General features: G+C 69.6%; 19 protein-coding genes and 1 pseudogene. 8 read left to right on the forward strand and 12 right to left on the reverse strand.

All coding sequences use genetic code 11. The annotated features are described in order from the left end of the window. Nucleotides 1-21: 21 nt before the first annotated feature. A complete protein-coding gene (locus ACFVKT_RS28725) occupies nucleotides 22-672 on the reverse strand; it encodes a TetR/AcrR family transcriptional regulator C-terminal domain-containing protein (protein WP_385736745.1) in 651 nt (216 codons plus the stop codon). Between the two features lie 69 nt (nucleotides 673-741). Here ACFVKT_RS28725 and ACFVKT_RS28730 point away from each other — a divergent pair, with 69 nt between their 5' ends. Next, nucleotides 742-2199, forward strand: a complete 1458-nt coding sequence (locus ACFVKT_RS28730; protein ID WP_385736748.1) for an FAD-dependent oxidoreductase — start codon at nucleotides 742-744, stop codon at nucleotides 2197-2199. A 138-nt stretch (nucleotides 2200-2337) separates the two neighbouring features. Here the strand turns inward: ACFVKT_RS28730 and leuE are convergent, their stop codons facing one another. The 3 genes from leuE to ACFVKT_RS28745 all read right to left on the reverse strand — a co-directional run bounded on the left by leuE (nucleotide 2338) and on the right by ACFVKT_RS28745 (nucleotide 5291). Next, on the reverse strand, nucleotides 2338-2985 hold the full coding sequence (gene leuE / locus ACFVKT_RS28735; protein WP_385736751.1) for a leucine efflux protein LeuE: 648 nt from the start codon (nucleotides 2983-2985) through the stop codon (nucleotides 2338-2340). A gap of 54 nt (nucleotides 2986-3039) precedes the next feature. Further along, nucleotides 3040-3618, reverse strand: a complete 579-nt coding sequence (locus tag ACFVKT_RS28740; RefSeq protein ID WP_385736754.1) for a Uma2 family endonuclease — start codon at nucleotides 3616-3618, stop codon at nucleotides 3040-3042. A gap of 92 nt (nucleotides 3619-3710) precedes the next feature. After that, nucleotides 3711-5291, reverse strand: a complete 1581-nt coding sequence (locus tag ACFVKT_RS28745; RefSeq protein ID WP_385736757.1) for a methylmalonyl-CoA mutase — start codon at nucleotides 5289-5291, stop codon at nucleotides 3711-3713. 239 nt (nucleotides 5292-5530) lie between these two features. Between ACFVKT_RS28745 and ACFVKT_RS28750 the strand changes: the two genes are divergently transcribed. Then, entirely contained in the window at nucleotides 5531-6385 is an 855-nt protein-coding gene (locus ACFVKT_RS28750; protein WP_385736760.1) for a L,D-transpeptidase family protein, read from the forward strand. 220 nt (nucleotides 6386-6605) lie between these two features. Here the strand turns inward: ACFVKT_RS28750 and ACFVKT_RS28755 are convergent, their stop codons facing one another. The 7 genes from ACFVKT_RS28755 to ACFVKT_RS28785 all read right to left on the reverse strand — a co-directional run bounded on the left by ACFVKT_RS28755 (nucleotide 6606) and on the right by ACFVKT_RS28785 (nucleotide 13696). Next, a complete protein-coding gene (locus ACFVKT_RS28755) occupies nucleotides 6606-7850 on the reverse strand; it encodes a hypothetical protein (protein WP_385736763.1) in 1245 nt (414 codons plus the stop codon). Then, nucleotides 7850-8512, reverse strand: a complete 663-nt coding sequence (locus tag ACFVKT_RS28760; RefSeq protein ID WP_385736766.1) for an RNA polymerase sigma factor — start codon at nucleotides 8510-8512, stop codon at nucleotides 7850-7852. The genes ACFVKT_RS28755 and ACFVKT_RS28760 overlap by 1 nt, the downstream gene beginning before the upstream one ends. A gap of 443 nt (nucleotides 8513-8955) precedes the next feature. Then, entirely contained in the window at nucleotides 8956-9336 is a 381-nt protein-coding gene (locus ACFVKT_RS28765) for a hypothetical protein (protein WP_385736769.1), read from the reverse strand. Nucleotides 9337-9621: 285 nt separating this feature from the next. Continuing rightward, complete coding sequence (locus ACFVKT_RS28770; protein ID WP_385736772.1) at nucleotides 9622-10344, reverse strand: hypothetical protein; 723 nt, start codon at nucleotides 10342-10344, stop codon at nucleotides 9622-9624. 113 nt (nucleotides 10345-10457) lie between these two features. Continuing rightward, on the reverse strand, nucleotides 10458-10961 hold the full coding sequence (locus ACFVKT_RS28775; RefSeq protein WP_385736774.1) for a hypothetical protein: 504 nt from the start codon (nucleotides 10959-10961) through the stop codon (nucleotides 10458-10460). Between the two features lie 91 nt (nucleotides 10962-11052). Then, nucleotides 11053-11907 carry a DUF4328 domain-containing protein gene (locus ACFVKT_RS28780; RefSeq protein WP_385736777.1) on the reverse strand — a complete coding sequence of 285 codons (855 nt, stop codon included), beginning with the start codon at nucleotides 11905-11907 and terminating at the stop codon, nucleotides 11053-11055. A 142-nt stretch (nucleotides 11908-12049) separates the two neighbouring features. After that, the gene (locus ACFVKT_RS28785) at nucleotides 12050-13696 is read right to left on the reverse strand and encodes a glycoside hydrolase family 20 protein (protein WP_385736780.1); all 1647 of its coding nucleotides are present in this window, start codon (nucleotides 13694-13696) and stop codon (nucleotides 12050-12052) included. A 531-nt stretch (nucleotides 13697-14227) separates the two neighbouring features. Here ACFVKT_RS28785 and ACFVKT_RS28790 point away from each other — a divergent pair. The 6 genes and pseudogenes from ACFVKT_RS28790 to ACFVKT_RS28815 form a co-directional block, all read left to right on the forward strand. Further along, nucleotides 14228-14818 carry a 2-oxo-4-hydroxy-4-carboxy-5-ureidoimidazoline decarboxylase gene (locus ACFVKT_RS28790; RefSeq protein ID WP_385737323.1) on the forward strand — a complete coding sequence of 197 codons (591 nt, stop codon included), beginning with the start codon at nucleotides 14228-14230 and terminating at the stop codon, nucleotides 14816-14818. Between the two features lie 167 nt (nucleotides 14819-14985). Next, nucleotides 14986-15366 carry a succinate dehydrogenase, cytochrome b556 subunit gene (gene sdhC / locus ACFVKT_RS28795; RefSeq protein WP_266455538.1) on the forward strand — a complete coding sequence of 127 codons (381 nt, stop codon included), beginning with the start codon at nucleotides 14986-14988 and terminating at the stop codon, nucleotides 15364-15366. 5 nt (nucleotides 15367-15371) lie between these two features. Then, nucleotides 15372-15863, forward strand: coding sequence for a succinate dehydrogenase hydrophobic membrane anchor subunit (locus ACFVKT_RS28800; RefSeq protein WP_385736783.1), 492 nt, complete (start codon nucleotides 15372-15374; stop codon nucleotides 15861-15863). Between the two features lie 23 nt (nucleotides 15864-15886). Further along, entirely contained in the window at nucleotides 15887-17641 is a 1755-nt protein-coding gene (gene sdhA, locus ACFVKT_RS28805; RefSeq protein ID WP_385736786.1) for a succinate dehydrogenase flavoprotein subunit, read from the forward strand. Further along, complete coding sequence (locus ACFVKT_RS28810) at nucleotides 17641-18420, forward strand: succinate dehydrogenase iron-sulfur subunit (RefSeq protein WP_385736789.1); 780 nt, start codon at nucleotides 17641-17643, stop codon at nucleotides 18418-18420. The genes sdhA and ACFVKT_RS28810 overlap by 1 nt, the downstream gene beginning before the upstream one ends. Nucleotides 18421-18529: 109 nt before the next feature. Beyond that, a pseudogene (locus ACFVKT_RS28815) lies at nucleotides 18530-18664 on the forward strand (Uma2 family endonuclease); the annotation flags it as partial. Nucleotides 18665-18755: 91 nt separating this feature from the next. On the opposite strand, the gene ACFVKT_RS28820 reads toward ACFVKT_RS28815, so the two are convergent. Next, entirely contained in the window at nucleotides 18756-19019 is a 264-nt protein-coding gene (locus ACFVKT_RS28820; RefSeq protein ID WP_385736792.1) for a TM2 domain-containing protein, read from the reverse strand. Nucleotides 19020-19023 lie beyond the last annotated feature (4 nt).

Consider the following 19023-nt stretch of genomic DNA (forward strand, 5'->3'; position numbering starts at 1 on the left):
GGCAGCAGCGGCGCGGCACTCTCACGCGACCCCGTACCGCGCCCCGATCCCGGCGATCAGCAGGAGCAGCCCCTCCTCGAAACCCTCCTCGTAGTTCTGGAAGACCTCGGTGCCCGCGGACGCCGCGAGAGGGAAGTCGGCCATGCGGGCGGCGCGCTCCTCTACGTCGTAGCCCTCGCGGCGCTCCCCCGGCACCGGCCAGACGCCCTGCTCCTCGGTGACGAAGCCGAGGGTGAAGTAGTGGGCCGTGGCGATGGCGCGGACCGCCTGGGGAAGGGTGAAGCCCGCCTCGACCAGGGCGCGGAGGTTCGCCTCCATGTCGACCGCGTGCTCGATGCCGGTGAAGCGGGTGCCGCTGAAGACCTTGGCGCCGTCGCGGTAGCCGAGCAGCGCCGCGCGCAGGCCGCGCTGGCTCGCAAGGATCCGGTCCTGCCAGGTGGCGTCCGGGGGCAGCCGCGCGCCCGCCATCATCCGCCGGTACATCTCCGTCGCCATCTCGTCGAGCAGGGCCTGCTTGTTCTTGAAGTGCCAGTAGAGGGCGGGGGCCTGGACGTCCAGCTCCTTGGCAATCGCCCGGAGGGTGAGCCCGTCGAGACCGACCTCGTTGAGGAGCCTCAGCGCGGTCTCGACGACCTGCTTCTTGTCCAGCTTGGGAGATCTCTGACTAGCCACGCTTGACAGTTTAACGCCGTTAAGTGCATGCTTCGGCACAAGGAACTTAACAGCGTTAAGGAGAGAGTCATGAACACCTACGACACGAACACCTACGACACAGACGTACTCATCGTCGGCGCCGGCCCCACCGGGGTCGCGCTCGCCCTCGACCTCACCCGGCGTGGGGCGCGCTCCCTCGTCGTGGAGCGCACCGACGGGCTCTTCCCGGGCTCACGCGGCAAGGGTCTTCAGCCCCGCACCCAGGAGGTCTTCGACGACTTCGGCGTACTCGACGCCGTCCGCGCGGCGGGCGGCCCCTACCCCCTCGGGGTGATCTGGCAGGACGGGGAGCGCGTGGGCGAACACCGGATGTCCGACGAGACCGAGGCGACGGAGGGCGAGCCGTACCACGAGCCGTTGATGCTGCCGCAGTGGCGGACCCAGGAGATCCTCTTCGCCCGGCTGACGGAGCTCGGCGGAGGAGTCGCCTTCGGACGCGAGCTGGTGGGCATCACACAGGACGCCGACGGAGTGACGGCCTCCTTCGCGGCAGGCGCTCCCGTCCGCGCCCGCTACGCCGTGGCCGCCGACGGAGGCCGCAGCGTCGTGCGGCGCGCGCTCGGCATCGGCATGACCGGCGCGCCCGGCATGTCCATGGACCCGAACCCGATGCTGGTCGCCGACGTCCGCATCACGGGCCTGGACCGCGACAACATCCATGTGTTCCCGCCTTCCGGCGGCGACGGGTTCATGGTGATCTTCCCGTTGGCGGGGACGGCGGACTTCCAGGTGGCGGCACAGTTCCCGGAGGGCACGGACGTCGACCTCTCCCTCGACGGCATCCGCAAGGTCGTCGCCACCCGCTCGCACCTCTCCCCCGAGGACGTGACCGAGGTGCGCTGGGCCTCGGACTTCCGGCCGCGGGCCGCGCTGGCGGACCGCTTCCGCGAGGGGCGGGTGTTCCTCGCCGGGGACTCCGCGCACGTCCACTCGCCGGCGGGCGGCCAGGGCCTCAACACCAGTGTCCAGGACGCCTACAACCTGGGGTGGAAGCTCGGCGCGGTGCTGAGTGGCGCGGCGGCCCCGGCTCTCCTCGACTCCTACGAGGAGGAGCGGCTGCCGAACGCCGCGGACATGCTCGGACTGAGCACCCAGGTCCACCGCGGCGAGGTCAGGCGCGGCGAGGCCACCCAGCAGCTCGGCCTCGGCTACCGCGGCAGCTCACTCTCCGTGGAGACCCGGCAGGAACTGCCCGAGGACGCGCTGCACGCGGGCGACCGCGCACCGGACGGCATCCGTGGCGGCGTACACCTCTTCGACGCGTTCCGCGGACCGCACTGGACACTGCTCGCGGTTGGCACGGACACGGAGCTGCCGGAGCTCGCCGGGGTCCGCACGGTCCGGATTCCGGCGTACGAGGCGTACGGCACGGGGATCTTCCTCGTGCGGCCCGACGGGTACGTCGGCTGGGCGGGCGTGACGACGGAGGGACTGGCGGAGTACGCGAGCGTTGTGGGCGCCGCCAGCGTTGTGAGCGCCGCTTAGCTACGCGCTTCGGTGCGGCTTGGCTATGCATTTCGGCGCGGCTTGGCCACGCGCTTCGGTGCCGCTCGGCCACGCACTTCGGTGCCGCTCGGCCACGCACTTCGGTGCCGCTCGGCTACGCACTTCGGTGCCGCTCGGCTACGCGCTGGCGAGTGTCAGCTTCACGGCGAAGCCGAGGAAGAGCGCGCCGGCGGCGGTGGTCGCCCCGGCCGAGAGCCGCCTGCGCCTGCGGAAGGCCACCGCGAGCTTCGTACCGCTGAAGATCAGTGCGGAGAGGTAGAGGAAGCTCGCGAACTGGGCGAAGGCGCCGAGGACGACGAAGGACAGGGCCGGGTAGGCATACGCCGGGTCCACGAACTGCACGAAGAAGGCGACGAAGAACAGGATCGCCTTCGGGTTGAACAGACTGATGACCAGCGCCCGCTTGAAGGGCCGCTCCTCGGCGGGTGTCACCACGGCCGGGGCCTCGGCCCGCGCCTTCCGGGTCCGCCACATCCCCCAGGCGGACCGCAGCATCCCGATCGCCAGCCACGTCAGATACCCGGCACCGGCGTACTTCACGATCCCGAACAGCAGCGCGTTCCCCTGCAGCAGCGAGGCCACTCCGGCCGCCGACAGGGTCATCAGGACGGTGTCCCCACACCAGACACCCGCCGCCGCCTTGTAACCGGTGCGTATGCCGCTGCGAGCGGCGACCGACAGGACGTAGATCGAGTTCGGGCCGGGGAGGAGGACGATCAGGACGAGGCCTGCGAGGTACGTGGGGAGGTCGAGGACACCGAGCATGGATCGAGTGTCGCACGGGGGTACGACACACTTCCTCCGGGTATCGCGGGTCGGTCAGTCGCCGTCGAGGAGGGTGTCCACGGCGAACGCGACGCGCACTCCGACGGACTCTGGCAAAGGCACGCTCTGGCCACGCTTGAAGCGTTGGGGGTCTGCGTACTTGCCGTCGACCGGGTCGGTGTAGAGGAGCACCTCGTCATGCTTGCGGTCCGCGATGAGGTAGGCGGGCATGCCTGCCTGGGCGTAGCACTCGACCTTGACATAGAGGTCGTCGGACCAGTTCGACGACGTCACCTCGACGACCAGACGGAAGACGTTCGGGGCGTAGTAGTTCTTCGTGACGTGGGCGTCGCGGAAGTCCTCGTCAACGATGGAGAGATCCGGGATCGCGAAATCCTCGGGCAATGTGGGCAGCCAGAGGCCGATGCCCTGAGCCCATTCAGCCCCGCTTCCATCGATGCCCGCTCGTTCAAGCGCCCGGCACGCTTTCGTCAGCGACAGCGCGTGCGAGCCGTCCGACGGCGGTGTCACAGTGAGCCTCCCCTGGAGAATCTCCACGCGGTGCCCAGGCAGTGCACGGGAAAGCTGGTCGGCGGCTTCGCTCAACGTCAGCTCGTGTTGCAGTACGGCCACGGCATCCTCCTTTTCAGGGCTCACACTTCACGAGAGTAATCGGGGGCGGGCAGTTTCCGCTCCCGATCACCCGTACGAAGCAATCACGCAGGTCAGAACACATCCGTAGGAACATAAGTCCCCCAAACCCCCCTCAGCGCATCGCACACCTCGCCCACCGTCGCCCGTGCTCGCAGGGCGTCCTTCATCGGGTAAAGGACGTTGTCTGCACCCTCCGCCGCCTTCTTCAGGGCGGCCAGTGCACCGTCCACCGCCGGCTGGTCCCGTTCCGCGCGGAGCCTCGCGAGGCGGGCCGCCTGCTGGGCCTCGATGGCCGGGTCGACGCGGAGCGGCTCGTAGGGCTCCTCCTCGTCCAGCTTGAAGCGGTTGACGCCGACGACGACCCGCTCGCCGGAGTCGGTCTCCTGGGCGATGCGGTACGCGGAGCGTTCGATCTCGCCCTTCTGGAAACCGTGCTCGATGGCGCTGACGGAGCCGCCCAACTCCTCGACCCTGGCCATGAGTTCGACGGCCGCGGCCTCCACGTCGTCGGTCATCCTCTCCATGACGTAGGAGCCCGCGAAGGGGTCGACGGTGGCGGTGACGTCCGTCTCGTACGCCAGTACCTGCTGCGTACGGAGGGCGAGCCGGGCGCTCTTGTCCGTCGGCAGCGCGATCGCCTCGTCGAAGGAGTTGGTGTGCAGGGACTGCGTACCGCCGAGCACCGCGCCCAGGCCCTGCACCGCGACGCGCACCAGGTTCACCTCCGGCTGCTGAGCGGTGAGCTGGACGCCCGCGGTCTGCGTGTGGAAGCGCAGCATCAGCGACCTGGGGTTCCGCGCACCGAACTCCTCGCGCATCACCCGGGCCCAGATCCGGCGCGCGGCACGGAACTTGGCGACCTCCTCGAGAATCGTCGTACGCGCCACGAAGAAGAACGACAGGCGTGGGCCGAAGTCGTCCACGTCCATCCCCGCCGCCACGGCCGTCCGCACGTACTCGATCCCGTCCGCCAGCGTGAACGCGATCTCCTGCACGGGCGAGGCACCCGCCTCCGCCATGTGATAGCCGGAGATGGAGATGGTGTTCCACTTCGGGATCTCGGTCCGGCAGTACTTGAAGATGTCCGCGACCAGCCGGAGGGAGGGCTTGGGCGGGAAGATGTACGTGCCCCGCGCGATGTACTCCTTCAGGATGTCGTTCTGGATCGTGCCCGTCAGCTGTGCGGCCTGCACGCCCTGCTCCTCGCCGACCAGCTGGTACATGAGCAGGAGGAGGGCGGCCGGGGCGTTGATCGTCATCGACGTGGAGACCCTGTCCAGCGGGATCCCGCCGAACAGCACCCGCATGTCGTCGATGGAGTCGATCGCCACGCCCACTTTGCCGACCTCGCCGGACGCGATCGGGGCGTCGCTGTCGTGGCCCATCTGGGTCGGCAGATCGAAGGCGACCGACAGGCCCGTCGTGCCGTTGGCGATCAGCTGCCGGTAGCGCGCGTTGGACTCCACGGCCGTGCCGAAACCGGCGTACTGGCGCATCGTCCACGGACGCCCCGTGTACATCGAGGGGTACACACCCCGCGTGAAGGGGAACTCACCCGGCGCTCCCAGTTTCTCGGCGGGATCCCAGCCCTCCAGAGCCTCCGGCCCGTAGACCGGCTCGATGGGCAGACCCGACTCGGATTCGCGCGCCATTGCTGTGTCTCCCGCCGAAGCCGGCCGATACCTGTTTGATGACCCATACCTGTTTGATGACCCATACCTGGTTGGTGACCCATACCTAGTTGGTGACCCATACCTGTTTGATGGGGCCCATACCTGTTGATGGGCCTCGCTCTCCACCATGCGGTGTAGTTCGCGACGGGGCACGCGCGGGGAGCATCTCAAGTGACACACGACGGCACGACGGGGGTCCGATGCGTACGGCACCACGGATGACGAGACACGGGAAGCGCTCGCTGGCCGCACTGGCGGCGCTGATCGCGGTCAGCGGCTGTACGGCGCAGGCCGGGGACGCGGACGGGAAACAGCCGCCCCTGATAAGGATCGACGGCACGGCCGGCTCCACCCCCACGGCACGGCCCACGACCCGGCCCACGGCCACCCCCGACGACCCCAAGCCGACCGCCACCCCGTCGAAGACCCCGGCACCGGCCCCCGCGGTCCTCTGGTCCAAAGGTGACAAGGGCACCGACGTACGCGAGGTGCAGGCCCGGCTGCGGCAGGTCGCCTGGCTCTTCGACGGGCCGACGGGGACGTACGACGATCTGACCGCCACCGCCGTGAAGGGCTTCCAGGGCAAGCGCGGTCTGCCGCGGACCGGCGAGCTGGACACCGTCACCTGGCAGCGGCTGCAGAAAATGACGCACGAACCCGGAAAGTGGGAGCTGTACGCGTTCGGCGGGCAGCCGGCCGCCGCACCGGACGCGCGCTGTATGACGGGTCGCGTGCTGTGCATCAGCAAGACGAGCCGCACGCTGCGCTGGATGATCGACGGCCGGACGGTGTCGACGATGGAGGTGCGGTTCGGCTCGGAGTACACGCCGACCCGCGAAGGTGTGTTCAGCGTCTACTTCAAGTCGCGCTACCACGTGTCGACGCTCTACGACTCGTCCATGCCGTACGCCATGTTCTTCAGCGGCGGCCAGGCGGTCCACTTCTCCTCGGACTTCGCGGGCCGCGGCTATTTCGGCGCCTCGCACGGCTGCGTCAACGTCCGGGACGAGGGGAAGATCGCGGAGCTGTTCGCCCAGGTCCGTACCGGAGACAAGGTCGTCGTCTACTGGTGACGCGCGGTGCGGAGGGTGGGGCACGGAGAGTGAGGCGGCGCGGGCGGGACCGGGGGAACGTGTCCCGCCCGCGCCGAGGTGCACCGAGCCATGGGTACGGGGGGAACCCTGGCTCGGTGCGAGGGCCGATGACCAGTCGGCTCACTCACTACTGCGCCACCGCGGCTGAAAATGTCACACCTGGGGCCGCTGGAAAGTCGGCGGAAAACGAACCCGCAGGTCAGGAGGTTTCGGCGAGATCCGGGACCGGGGCCGAGGGGGAAGGTGCGGGCGTCGGGGTGACGATTACGCCGGTGCCGAGGACATCGTTGCCACGGTGGCCGTTACCGCGGTCGTCCTCGTCCTTGCCGTGATGGTGGCCACGGCCGTCGTCATCATCCTTGTCCTTGCTGCCGTCGCCATTGCCGCCCTGCGGTAGCGGGAGCAGCGGGAGTATGTGGTTGCCGTCGTCGTCACTCTCCCCGTCCCCCGGGGCGGCGCCCTCGTCCGAGTCCTGACCGAAGCCCTGGTCCGAGCGGGTTTCCCCGGTCGCGTCCGGACTTCCGTCCGAGGCCTTGGTGTCCCCGTCCCCGGGGTTCTTCCCGCTGTCGTCGGCGCCTGTGCCCGCCCGGTCCAGGACTTCGGTGCAGTACTTCTTCAGCCGGCCCTGGCCGGCGCCTCCCGCGGCGTCCTCCAGAACGCGCTCACGGCCGGCGTCCAGTTCCTTGCCGTCGAGGACGTCGCGGCACGACGAGCGGGTCCGGCTCCACCAGTCGCTGGTGTGGCCCGGCTCCCCCGCGCCGTCCGAGCCCTGCTGCCCGTCCGGGGCACGGCCGCCCGCCTCCTCCTTCGAGGAGCCGCCGACGGACGAACCGCTTGTGGCGCCGTCAGGTGTCCCGGCCGGGGAACCACCGTCGCCCGGGACGTCCGGCGACGGCGGGACGAGCGGCCGCTCCGGTGTCGCCGCGGCCGTGACCGAGGCGGTGGGGCCGGGTTGGTCGTCACCGAACGGAGTCGGCAGCATTCCGGTTCCGGCCGCGACCGCGGCCCCGCCGATCATCCCGGCGGCCAGCGCCGCAGCAAGACCGAGGCGCGTGGGACGGCCCCAGCGGACCCGGCGACCGCCGAGGTCCGCACGTCCCAGACGTATGAGACCGGCGTCGGAGGAGTAGCCGCCGGTGATGTGGGAGGCGGAGCGCATATGACCGCGCGGGGCCTGCTGCTCCACCGCACCGTCCGCGTCCGCGCGCACCTTGCGGAAGGCGGCCAACGCGGATGCCTCGCCGGGAAGTTCGTCATCGCCGAGCGCAGGGCCCGGGACCAGCGCGGCGAGTGCCTGCGCGAGTTCGGCCACCTGGTTCCGGTCATGGGCGTCGACGGCTTCCAGGGGTTCTCCGCGCAGCAGCCGCTCCGCGGCCTCGCGGTCCAGCCACCGGCCGGGGGGCCGCGGGTTTTCCCCCGGGAAGACACAGCGCTCGTCGGCCATCACATGTCCTTCTGCGTCCGCGAACGCGTATGCGTCACACCGGCGGACGTCACCGCACGTACGTGCGGTTCTCTTTGTGGGGGTACGACGCCGAGTGCCCCGGCGGATTCCGGATCGTCGCCGAGCAGCTCCGCGAGCCGTTTCAGACCGCGGTGCGCCGCGGTGCGCACCGCGCCTGGGCGCTTGCCGAGGGTCTCGGCCGCGGTCTTGGCGTCGAGGCCGACGACGACGCGCAGTACGACGGCCTCCGCCTGGTCCTGGGGGAGCTGGGCGATGAGCGAGAGGGTCCGGTCGGTGGCCAGGGACTCGATGGCCTCGCCCGCGGTGTCGGACTCGCCCGCCTTGCCGGTCAGTTCGGTCTCGTCGCCGCCTATCGCGGGGCGGCGCCCGCGCATCCGTATGTGGTCGAGGGCGCGGTTGCGAGCGATGCGGGCGGCCCAGCCGCGGAAGCGGTCGGCGTCCCCGCTGAACCGCTCCAGGTCACGGGCGATCTGCAACCAGGCCTCGGACGTGACGTCTTCCGCGTCCGGGTCGCCGACCAGCGTCCGTATGTATCCGAGCAGCCGCGGGTGCACCGCGCGGTACACAGTCCGGAACGCGGTCTCGTCCCCGTCCTGTGCCGCAAGCACCGCGGCAGTCAGCTCCGCGTCGTCCCCCAGCACCGCGCGCGCCCCTCTTTGCGCCTAAGCCGGCGCCGCTTTCGCGGGCCGGGTACTCGCCGTCGTGGTTGCTCAGTCGTGGTTGCCCAATTGATGTCTGCGGTCTCAAGGCCCCTCGCGGGTACGGTCGTCCGCTCTCCGCACCTCGGCGCGAATGGCACGTTACGGCGTGAAACCGCTCCCCGTCCATGTTCGTACAACACGCAACTACGCGCTAACGGTGCGAGGTGTGACACAAAACGCAGTGGCGGCGCAGTAGAAAGTACGGGCCGCCGCGCGGCCCGTGCCGCGCGACGGCCGGGGCCTCTCCTGTGGGGGGTGGCGGCCCCGGCCGTTGCCATCGGCGAGGGCGGGGCCTGTCACTCCCCCTGGACATCGCGGAGCCGGGTCGGGACAGGTCGGATCGGGTGGAGTCGGGCCGGGCCGGGCCGGGCCGGTTCAGAAGCTCACCGGGTGGCTTCTCGGCACAGCAACCGCAGCGAACCGTCGCCCGCGTAGCAGCGGCGGGCCTCGTCCATCGGGTCCCACAACCGCCCGTCAGGCGTACGGATCCAGTGGTCGCCGCCCGTCACCCACCACTCCGCGCCCGTGCTCCGGACGACGACCTCACCGGCGTACGCCCCGAAACCGCGCAACACCGTCTCGACGGCGGCGTAGGGCGCTCCCTCCTGCCGTATCTCCTCGATCAGCCGGTCGACGCGCCACAGACTCTGCGCGGAGTAGTCCAGGCGCAGCCGGGCGCCCTCACGCATCGTCGCGACTGCGTCCGCCGCCCACCGGATGGGCTTCGTCGCAGCTTGGGGCCGGGTTGCTCGAGTTGCGTCCACACTCGGAAGAGCGCCCTCCGCGCGGAATTCGTCACTCCGATCCGGCTGCTCCCCGACACCGGCCCGATATCGCCCCACGGCGCCCGCAGGACAAGCACAAGACTCTCGCAGGCCGGAGGTTTACGGCGCGAAGGGGTCGGAGAGCTGGGCGCGTTGGCGGTGAGGTTGTCGACCGGCGGACTGTCTGCGGTTGGGCGGTCGGGTGTTGGCGGTCGGGCTGTCGACGGTTGGGCTGTCGGCCGTGCGAGGCGGGCGGCACCGTACCCGACAAGGAACCGGCACTGCCTACGCCCGCCCCCGTGCCCGCCGCGACACCACCGCCCGCAGCACCCGCCGCCCCTCCGTCGACTGCCCCAGGACCAGCCGGAGGCCGCCCGCGCCGCGGTCCGCGAGCAGTTCCAGGATGGCGATCTGGCGCCGTAGTTCAGCGGCGACGAGCGGGGACATGCCTTCCGTACGGCCCTCTCGCCGGGCCTCGGCCAAGGACGTGCCGCCGGCGGCGATGTCGAGGAGGTCGTGGATCTGCAGGGCCGCCACAGAACAGTCGTCCGCCCACGTCCTGAGCGCATCGGCGGAGTGCTCGACCGGAACGGTGGCGAGCATGTGGCGGGCGAGGAGGGCGGCTTGGTCGTCGGGCGAGGCGCCGGATCGGGTGCCTGCCGCGATGCCTGCCCCGATGCCGGTGCCTGCCCGGATGCCGGTGCCTGCCCCGATGCCGGTGCCTGCCCGGATGCCGGTGCCGGAGCCGGAGCCGCCCCGCGCCCCGAAGCCGAGGCCGAGGTCGAGGTCGAGTTCCTCCGAACCCTCCGGTTCGCCCAACTCCCCCAAGTCCGCCCGCGCCTTGGCGACCCGCTCCCCCCACCCGTCCCCGTCCACCAGGCTCGTCCACAGGGGCCGCAGAACATCGTCGTCGCCACCCAGCAGGGGAACGCACCGATCCAAACAAGCCAGCCCGCTCGCCGCCAGCCCACGCTCATCGGCCTGAGCGATCAGTTCCACCAGGCTCATAGCGCCTCCCTCGAACTACTCGAACTCCGTGAACACCGCGACAGGGCGCCTGTTTCTCACGGAGCCCGCACTTCCCCTTACTGCGTGCGACAGGCCGGGAGTGTCACAGGAGCTCACAAAGGGACGACGCCAAGTCGGTCCAGGAACCGGAATAGCAGATTTTCGGCCAACGGGTCAGGTTCTGCGGTCAATACGCGGAGCAGCGGTTCCGCGACCACCGTGTGGCCGGCCTCGGCGGCCCAGGCGACGGCGCGTTCGGCGGCGTCGGCCGGCTCCAGGAAATAGTCGTCGACGCTGAGCCCCTCCTCACTGTCTCCCAGGTATCTGGCCATCGCGGGCCGCGCGAGACAGGTCGTCCACGCGCCGCTCTCCGGCGCGGCCGCCTCGACGACCACGCAGTCGCTGTCCATGACGTACCCGAACAGCGCGGGCGCCCCGGTTTCCCGGGCGAGCGTGTTCATGCTCCCGACGTCCCCGTCGCCGCTCGGGTACTCCCACACCTGCCAGCCGTCGGGCGCCGTGGCCTGCAGGACCATGCCCGGCGCCGCCGCCAGCGCGTCCAGCTCCGCGAGCGGCCGCTCGCTCCTGCCCACGACGTAGTACCCCCAGTAGCCCATTCCGGTCCCCCCGGTCTCTCGGTTCGGCTCGCGCCGAATACACCACAGGCGTAAGGGAGTTGGCTACCTAATCGGGCAATCCGCCCCAGGTTCAGACGGCGACCGGCAGGGGGCCCTGACCCTGGCGCGCCTTCTCGTCCTGCATCCGCGTCAGCCGCAGCACGACGAGGATCGCGAGCACGGCGGCCGCGATGTCGGTGACGTCGGCGAACATGATCTGACCGACGGCGCTCTGGATCTCCTCGGGCGTCCCGGCCGCGGTGTAGGTGCGGGACCCTGCCTGGTCGGCGAACAGCGAGACGATCCACAGCGTCCACCAGGCGTTGACGAGCCCGTGCGAACCGCGTGAGCCCACCGCGGTGCTGGCGTCCCAGATGTCCAGCATGATCCGGCGCGGGAACCACAGGTTCACGACCGGCACGAACCAGCTCCAGCCCGCCCAGGCACGCTTCTTGCTGTGCCCGAAGGGATTGAACACCTCGGCGTTGACCCGCACGCGCAGGAACCAGACGAGGTAGACGACGGCGGCCGCGACGAGGGAGGCCATCTGCGTGTAGCCGCCGAAGGCGTAGAGGCTGTCGGCGTGTTCGGCCTCTCGCTGTACGGCGTCGCTGTAGTCGCCGCCCGCAAGGGAGCCCGTCACGTCGTACGTGACGATGTCGGCATAGACGGCGAAGAGGTCCGTGGCGACGACCAGGCCGAGCAGTATCGCGACGGCCTTGCCGAGGCCGACCGGCGAACGCAGCCACGCGGGGCCGTGCGGGAGCAGCGTGGGCCCCGCGGACACGGGCGGTGCCAGGGGCGGTGCCACGGGCAGGCCCGCGGACGGATCCGTGGACGGTCCCGTGGACGCGGACACCTTGGCGGGTGAGGACTGCTGGGCGCAGTCGGCGCAGAGGCCCTCGGGCGTCGACGCGGTGGAGTGCTGACACTGCTTGCAGAACATGGATGTCCCCCGAATCACCGGCACGGCAACCCCTGCCGGCTCCTGACACAAGTAACCGGGCGAGCCCCTCCCCAGGGCACACCCGGCCATCGAATAAGCATGCGGAACATACGGTCCGACCTGCCCGCACGTCCAGCCGGATTCAGCCCAGCCGGTCCGCCAGCTTCCTGAAGTCCGTCCAGGACAGCGCGGGGTCACCGGAATCCCACAGCTTCTGGACCGTCGCGCGCAGCGGCATCCTGATCCCCGCCGCCACCTGGTCCTGCGTCTGCGAGTCCGCGAGATCGCACCACACCGCGAGGCTCCCGCCGAGGATCTGCCCGTCGTACTTCGTGGGGACCGCGGTCGTGCCACGTACGACGAGCGGGGTCCACTGCTCGTAGATGCGCTGCCCGGTCGGGTAGACGAAGGTCTGCGGCTGGCCGAGGACGTAATAGAGGTACTCGTCGTTGTAGTTGATCAACTGGCGCCCCGCGTCGAGGTATTCGGCGGGTTTGCGCGCACCGATCTCCTTGCCCGTCCAGTACGCCACCTGCAGATCACTGTCGGCCTGCACCTGGCCCCCGGGGAAGAACCCGTCGTTCCAGGCGCGCAGCGTCCGGTCGTGGCCGCGCATCACCTCGGCACGGCCGTTGAGCCAGCCGGTCGCGAGGTCGGCGATGCCCGCGCCCGCGCCGTAGGTGTTCACTGCGGCGGTGGCCAACTGCGGGTAGGAGGTTGCCGGGTTGGCGACCGTCAGGGCGCGGTACTCGTCGCCGCCGAGGTGCCAGTAGGCGCCGGGGAAGAGATCGGCGTACTCGTTCAGCAGCTCGTCGACCAGGTCCGCGGACGCCTGCTGCGAGATGTCGATCGAGCCCTGCGAGACGACGCCCTCCGCGTTGCGCAACTGGAGTTCGGGGTGCGCGGCGAGCACCGCGCCCAGGTGGCCGGGTGAGTCGATCTCGGGGACGACGGTGATGTGCCGGCTGGCGGCCAGGTCGAGGATCTCGCGGACCTGCGCCTTGCTGAGGTGCTGCTTCGACACGATCTCGGGGTGCGTGTCGGACTCGATACGGAAGCCCTGGTCGTCGGAGAAGTGCAGGCCGAGCTGGTTGAACTTCAGGTCGCCCAGCTCCCGGACCCGGTCCTCGATCCAGTCCGCCGTGAAGTGCTTGCGCGCGATGTCCAGCATGAGCCCGCGCTGCGGCTTCGCGGGCCGGTCCCGTACGACGCCCTCGGGCGCCGTGCCGCCGCCGTACACCGCCTGTTTGAGCGTGCGCGTGCCGTAGAAGACGCCCGCGTCGCCGGGAGCGGTGATCGTGACGCTGTTGCTCTTGATGGTGAGGGTGTACGACTCCTGCCCCCCGGTTCCGTCGTCGAGGCCCAACTCGACGTCCCCGGACCGGGGTTCCGTCTCCCCCGCGTACGACAGCTTGAGCTCGCCGGCGAGCAGCCGCCCCTCGTCGGCGAGTTCACTGTCGGCGACGACCACGCGGGCGCCGGTGGCGGGGCGCCAGCCGGGGCCCCTGGCGGGGGTGTGTTCGCGTACGGCGGGGATGGTGCGGGGGGTCTGGGACAGGGGGTACGTCCGGGTCGGTGAGAGCGTGGCGCCGGTGGGCGTCGGTGCGGTGCTGGACGCGGTCACCGGCGTACCGCTCGACGGCACCCGTGCTCCCGCCGGTTCGCCGCTGTCTCCGGCGGGCCAGAACGCGACGGTGAGCGCGGCGGCCCCGGCGACGATGGCGCCGCCGCCCGCGACAACGGCCCACTGCATCCGCCGCCCCGGCGCGCGGCGCCGGCCGGTGCTCATGGCGCCACGCTCCACGCGGTGACGGCCGGGAGTTTTTCGCCCCCTCCGCCCCTGCCCGTCCCGTACCTGGGGGCGCTGCCCCCAGACCCCCCTGTCGCGCTGGACGCGCTCGTCCTCAAACGCCGGACGGGCTGAAAATCCAGCCTCTCCGGGCAGATACGGGACAGGCAGGGGCGGAGGGGGCGAGAAACCCTTCCACCCGCGCCCGCACACCCATCCCCCGCCACGTCCCACATCACGATCCGCATCACGCCACTCACTTCGCCGCCGAGGTCGCACAGTCAGGTCGTACATCCACGTCGCACATCCAGGTCGTACATCCGTCCCTCAGTGAACCTAGGGCCCCGTTCCCCACCCCCACCGTCCACCACACGTTCCGAAACACTCCCGTCCGGGTGAAATTCGGGCATCCGTCGGACAGCTCCTGACACTCCTCGATAGCGTGAGCATCACAACTCTCACTCCTTCCCCTGCCGAATCACGCGCGATCTCCATCGGACGTCACGCGAACACCACCGCCGAGGACCCACGCTGCCGCCGCACCGTCTCCCACGCCTCCCCGAGCAGAAGAGCGCGGCGCCGTCCCCGGCCCGCCTGGAGGGGTTCAACTCCGCGCCCGCCGAGACCGTCGAGCGCGCCCTTCTCATGTGCTGCCGCAGCCTGCGCTGGGCCCACCGCCTCACCGAGCACCGGCCCTACCCGGACCTGGACGCACTGCTCGCCGCGGCCGACGAGGCGGCGTACGACCTGACGCACGCCGACCTCGCCGAGGCGCTGGCCGGCGAGTCGCTCACGCTGCTCCCGGACGGCGCGTACTCCGCCGCCCACACCGCACTGAGCGCCGCGCACGCCGCGTACGAGAGCCGGTTCGGGCATGTGTTCGTCATCTGCCTCGACGACCTCGCCCCGGAGGAGGCTCTCGACCAGGTGCTCGCCGGAATCCGCTCCCGCCTCGCCAACGACCCCGAGGAGGAGCGCGTCCTCGCGGCCGAGGAGCTCAGACGCCTCGCCCGGGGCCGGCTCGCCCGTCTGGTGGACACGTTCAAGGCGGACGGGGAGGGGAGCGAAGGAGCCGGTGAGGGCGGAATCGTCGAAATACAGGGATTCCGGGCATCCCTATAGCCCGTACGAGCCTGTTTGATTGCCTGTTTGATCACACCAGTGGGGCCGCTGTAAGCGTTCCGACAAGTCGTCGCTACGATGGCCGGGGCCGGTGGACCGTACCCGGCCGGGCCCGTCCGACACCCAAGCCGGCGCGGCCCCAATCCCCGCTCCCGGAGGGTTTTTCCGTGCCGGCTGGAACGCTGTACCGCGGCCGGGAAGGAATGTGGTCCTGGGTGGCTCATCGAGTCACCGGCGTCCTCATCTTCTTCTTCCTGTTCGTACACGTGCTGGACACCGCTCTCGTCCGTGTATCCCCCGAGGACTACGACAAGGTCGTAGCCACGTACAAGACGCCGCTCGTCGCGCTGCTGGAGTACGGCCTCGTCGCCGCCATCCTCTTCCACGCGCTCAACGGTCTGCGTGTCATCGCCGTCGACTTCTGGTCGAAGGGCCCGCGCTACCAGAAGCAGATGCTCTGGTCCGTCGTCGGTATCTGGGTCGTGCTGATGGTGGGGGCCCTTTACCCCGTCCTCGGACACGCATTCCGCGAAGTCTTCGGGAGCTGACACAGATGTCCACCACCGAAACCGCCGCATCCGGCATCGGCCCCGTCGAAGGCGCGGACGAGTTCTCGGCGTACAGCGTCGACAACCCGGCCCCGCTCATCGAGGCCCCGCGCCAGCGGACCAAGAAGACCCCGAAGTCGACCCGCGGCAACTTCGAGATGTACGGCTGGCTCTTCATGCGCCTGTCCGGCATCGTCCTGGTCGTCCTGGTCCTCGGCCACCTGCTCATCCAGCTCGTCCTCGACGGCGGCGTCTCCAAGATCGGCTTCGCCTTCGTGGCCGGCCGCTGGGCGTCCCCGTGGTGGCAGGCCTGGGACCTCGCGATGCTGTGGCTCGCGATGCTGCACGGCTCCAACGGCCTGCGTACGGTCATCAACGACTACGCGGAGCGCGCGAACACGCGTCTGTGGCTGAAGGGCCTGCTGTACACCGCCACGGTGTTCACGATTCTGCTGGGCACGCTGGTGATCTTCACCTTCGACCCGAACATCCGCTAGGCACGGGGCTGAGGCAACCACTCATGAAGATCCACAAGTACGACACCGTCATCGTCGGCGCCGGCGGCGCCGGCATGCGCGCCGCCATCGAGGCGACGAAGCGCAGCCGCACCGCCGTGCTGACCAAGCTCTACCCCACCCGCTCCCACACGGGCGCCGCGCAGGGCGGTATGGCCGCCGCGCTCGCCAACGTGGAAGAGGACAACTGGGAGTGGCACACCTTCGACACCGTCAAGGGCGGTGACTACCTGGTCGACCAGGACGCCGCCGAGATCCTGGCGAAGGAGGCCATCGACTCGGTCCTCGACCTGGAGAAGATGGGCCTTCCCTTCAACCGGACGCCCGACGGGACGATCGACCAGCGCCGCTTCGGCGGTCACAGCCGTAACCACGGTGAGGCGCCGGTGCGCCGCTCCTGCTACGCCGCCGACCGCACCGGTCACATGATCCTCCAGACGCTATACCAGAACTGCGTCAAGGAGGGAGTGGAGTTCTACAACGAGTTCTACGTCCTGGACCAGCTGATCGTCGAGATCGACGGGGTGAAGCGTTCCGCGGGCGTCGTCGCGTACGAACTGGCGACCGGTGAGATCCACGTCTTCCAGGCGAAGGCCGTGATCTACGCGTCCGGCGGCACCGGCAAGTTCTTCAAGGTGACGTCCAACGCGCACACGCTGACCGGTGACGGCCAGGCCGCGGTCTACCGTCGCGGACTGCCGCTGGAGGACATGGAGTTCTTCCAGTTCCACCCGACCGGCATCTGGCGCATGGGCATCCTGCTGACGGAGGGCGCCCGTGGTGAGGGCGGCATCCTCCGCAACAAGGACGGCGAGCGCTTCATGGAGAAGTACGCGCCGGTGATGAAGGACCTGGCGTCGCGAGACGTCGTGTCCCGGTCCATCTACACGGAGATCCGTGAGGGCCGCGGCTGCGGTCCCGCGGGCGACCACGTCTACCTGGACCTCACGCACCTTCCGCCGGAGCAGCTGGACGCCAAGCTCCCGGACATCACCGAGTTCGCCCGTACATACCTCGGAATCGAGCCGTACACGGACCCGATCCCGATCCAGCCCACCGCGCACTACGCGATGGGCGGCATCCCGACGAACGTCCAGGGTGAGGTGCTCAGCGACAACACCACGGTCGTCCCGGGCCTGTACGCGGCCGGCGAGGTCGCGTGTGTGTCGGTCCACGGCGCGAACCGCCTGGGTACGAACTCGCTCCTCGACATCAACGTGTTCGGGAAGCGCGCGGGTATCGCCGCCGCCGAGTACTCGGCGAAGGCCGACTACGTCGAGCTGCCCGAGGACCCGGCCGCCCAGGTCGTGTCGCAGGTCGAGCACCTGCGCAACTCCACGGGCACGGAGCGCGTCGCGGTCCTGCGCAACGAGCTGCAGGAATGCATGGACGCCAACGTGATGGTGTTCCGCACCGAGCAGACGATCAAGACGGCGGTCGAGAAGATCGCGGAGCTGCGCGAGCGCTACCTGAACGTCTCGATCCAGGACAAGGGCCGCCGCTTCAACACGGACCTCCTGGAGGCCATCGAGCTGGGCAACCTGCTCGACCTGGCCGAGGTCATGGCGACGTCCGCACTGGCGCGAAAGGAGTCCCGCGGCGGTCACTACCGCGAGGACTACCCGAACCGCGACGACGTCAACTTCATGCGCCACACCATGGCGTACCGCGAGGTCGGCGACGACGGCACCGAGTCCATCCGTCTCGACTACAAGCCGGTCGTCCAGACCCGCTACCAGCCGATGGAGCGTAAGTACTGATGGCAACCCCGACCCTGGACAAGGCGGACGCGGCCGACAAGCCTGAGGCAGGCTTCGCCGACTCCCCGTACATCACCGCCACGTTCCGTATCCGCCGCTTCAACTCCGAGGTCTCGGCCGAGGCGGTCTGGGAAGACTTCCAGCTGGAGATCGACCCGAAGGAGCGCGTCCTGGACGCCCTCCACAAGATCAAGTGGGACCAGGACGGAACGCTCACCTTCCGTCGCTCCTGCGCGCACGGCATCTGCGGCTCGGACGCCATGCGGATCAACGGCAAGAACCGCCTTGCCTGCAAGACGCTGATCAAGGACCTGAACCCCACCAAGCCGATCACGGTCGAGCCCATCAAGGGCCTGACGGTCCTCAAGGACCTGATCGTCGACATGGACCCGTTCTTCCAGGCGTACCGCGACGTGATGCCCTTCCTCATCACGAAGGACACCAACGAGCCGACGCGCGAGCGTCTTCAGTCGGCGGAGGACCGCGAGCGCTTCGACGACACCACGAAGTGCATCCTCTGCGCGGCGTGCACGTCGTCCTGCCCGGTCTTCTGGAACGACGGCCAGTACTTCGGCCCCGCCGCCATCGTCAACGCCCACCGCTTCATCTTCGACTCGCGTGACGAGGCGGGCGAGCAGCGCCTCGAAATCCTGAACGACAAGGACGGCGTCTGGCGCTGCCGCACCACGTTCAACTGCACGGACGCCTGCCCTCGGGGTATCGAGGTCACGAAGGCGATCCAGGAGGTCAAGAGGGCGCTGATCACTCGGCGGTTCTGATTTCTTCTGATTTCCTTCGTACGTCGCTGAGGGCCCCGTTTCCTGAGGAAGCGGGGCCCTCACGCGTGCTGTGGGCCACGATCGGGTGAAGCGGCGTGCACGGGCCGTCCCCGCCCAGGACGAGTACGCGACCCACCGCATCCATGCCCCCGGCGAACTCGTCACCCTCCCCGACTCCATCGGCGCGAAGGTCACGCTCGACGTGGCGGAGATCCTCAAGGCCGGGCAGCCGAAGGGCGATTGAGTGTTCGGGGCGGGCGGCCTGGGTCCCAGAACGTACGGGGCCCCGTCCCCCAAGGCTGGAGACAGGGCTCTCGTCGTACGTCCGGCCGAGGTCAGCCGCGCAGGACGCGACCCTGCTTGTCGGTGCGGTCGTTGCTCGTGAAGAAGAGGATCGCGTCGATCAGGGCCCATATGCCCAGGCCACCGCAGGTGAAGAGCTGGGCGATGGCCACGCCCGTGGAACCGACGTAGAAGCGGCCGATGCCGAAGCCACCGAGGAACAGCTGGAGCAGGCCAGCGGTGATCTTGGACTTGTCGGACAGCGGGCGGCCCTGGTGGTCGACGCCGAACGGTGCTTCAGGGGTGGGGACAGACATGGAA

This window comes from Streptomyces sp. NPDC127595 (assembly GCF_042671685.1).
Classification (GTDB): domain Bacteria; phylum Actinomycetota; class Actinomycetes; order Streptomycetales; family Streptomycetaceae; genus Streptomyces.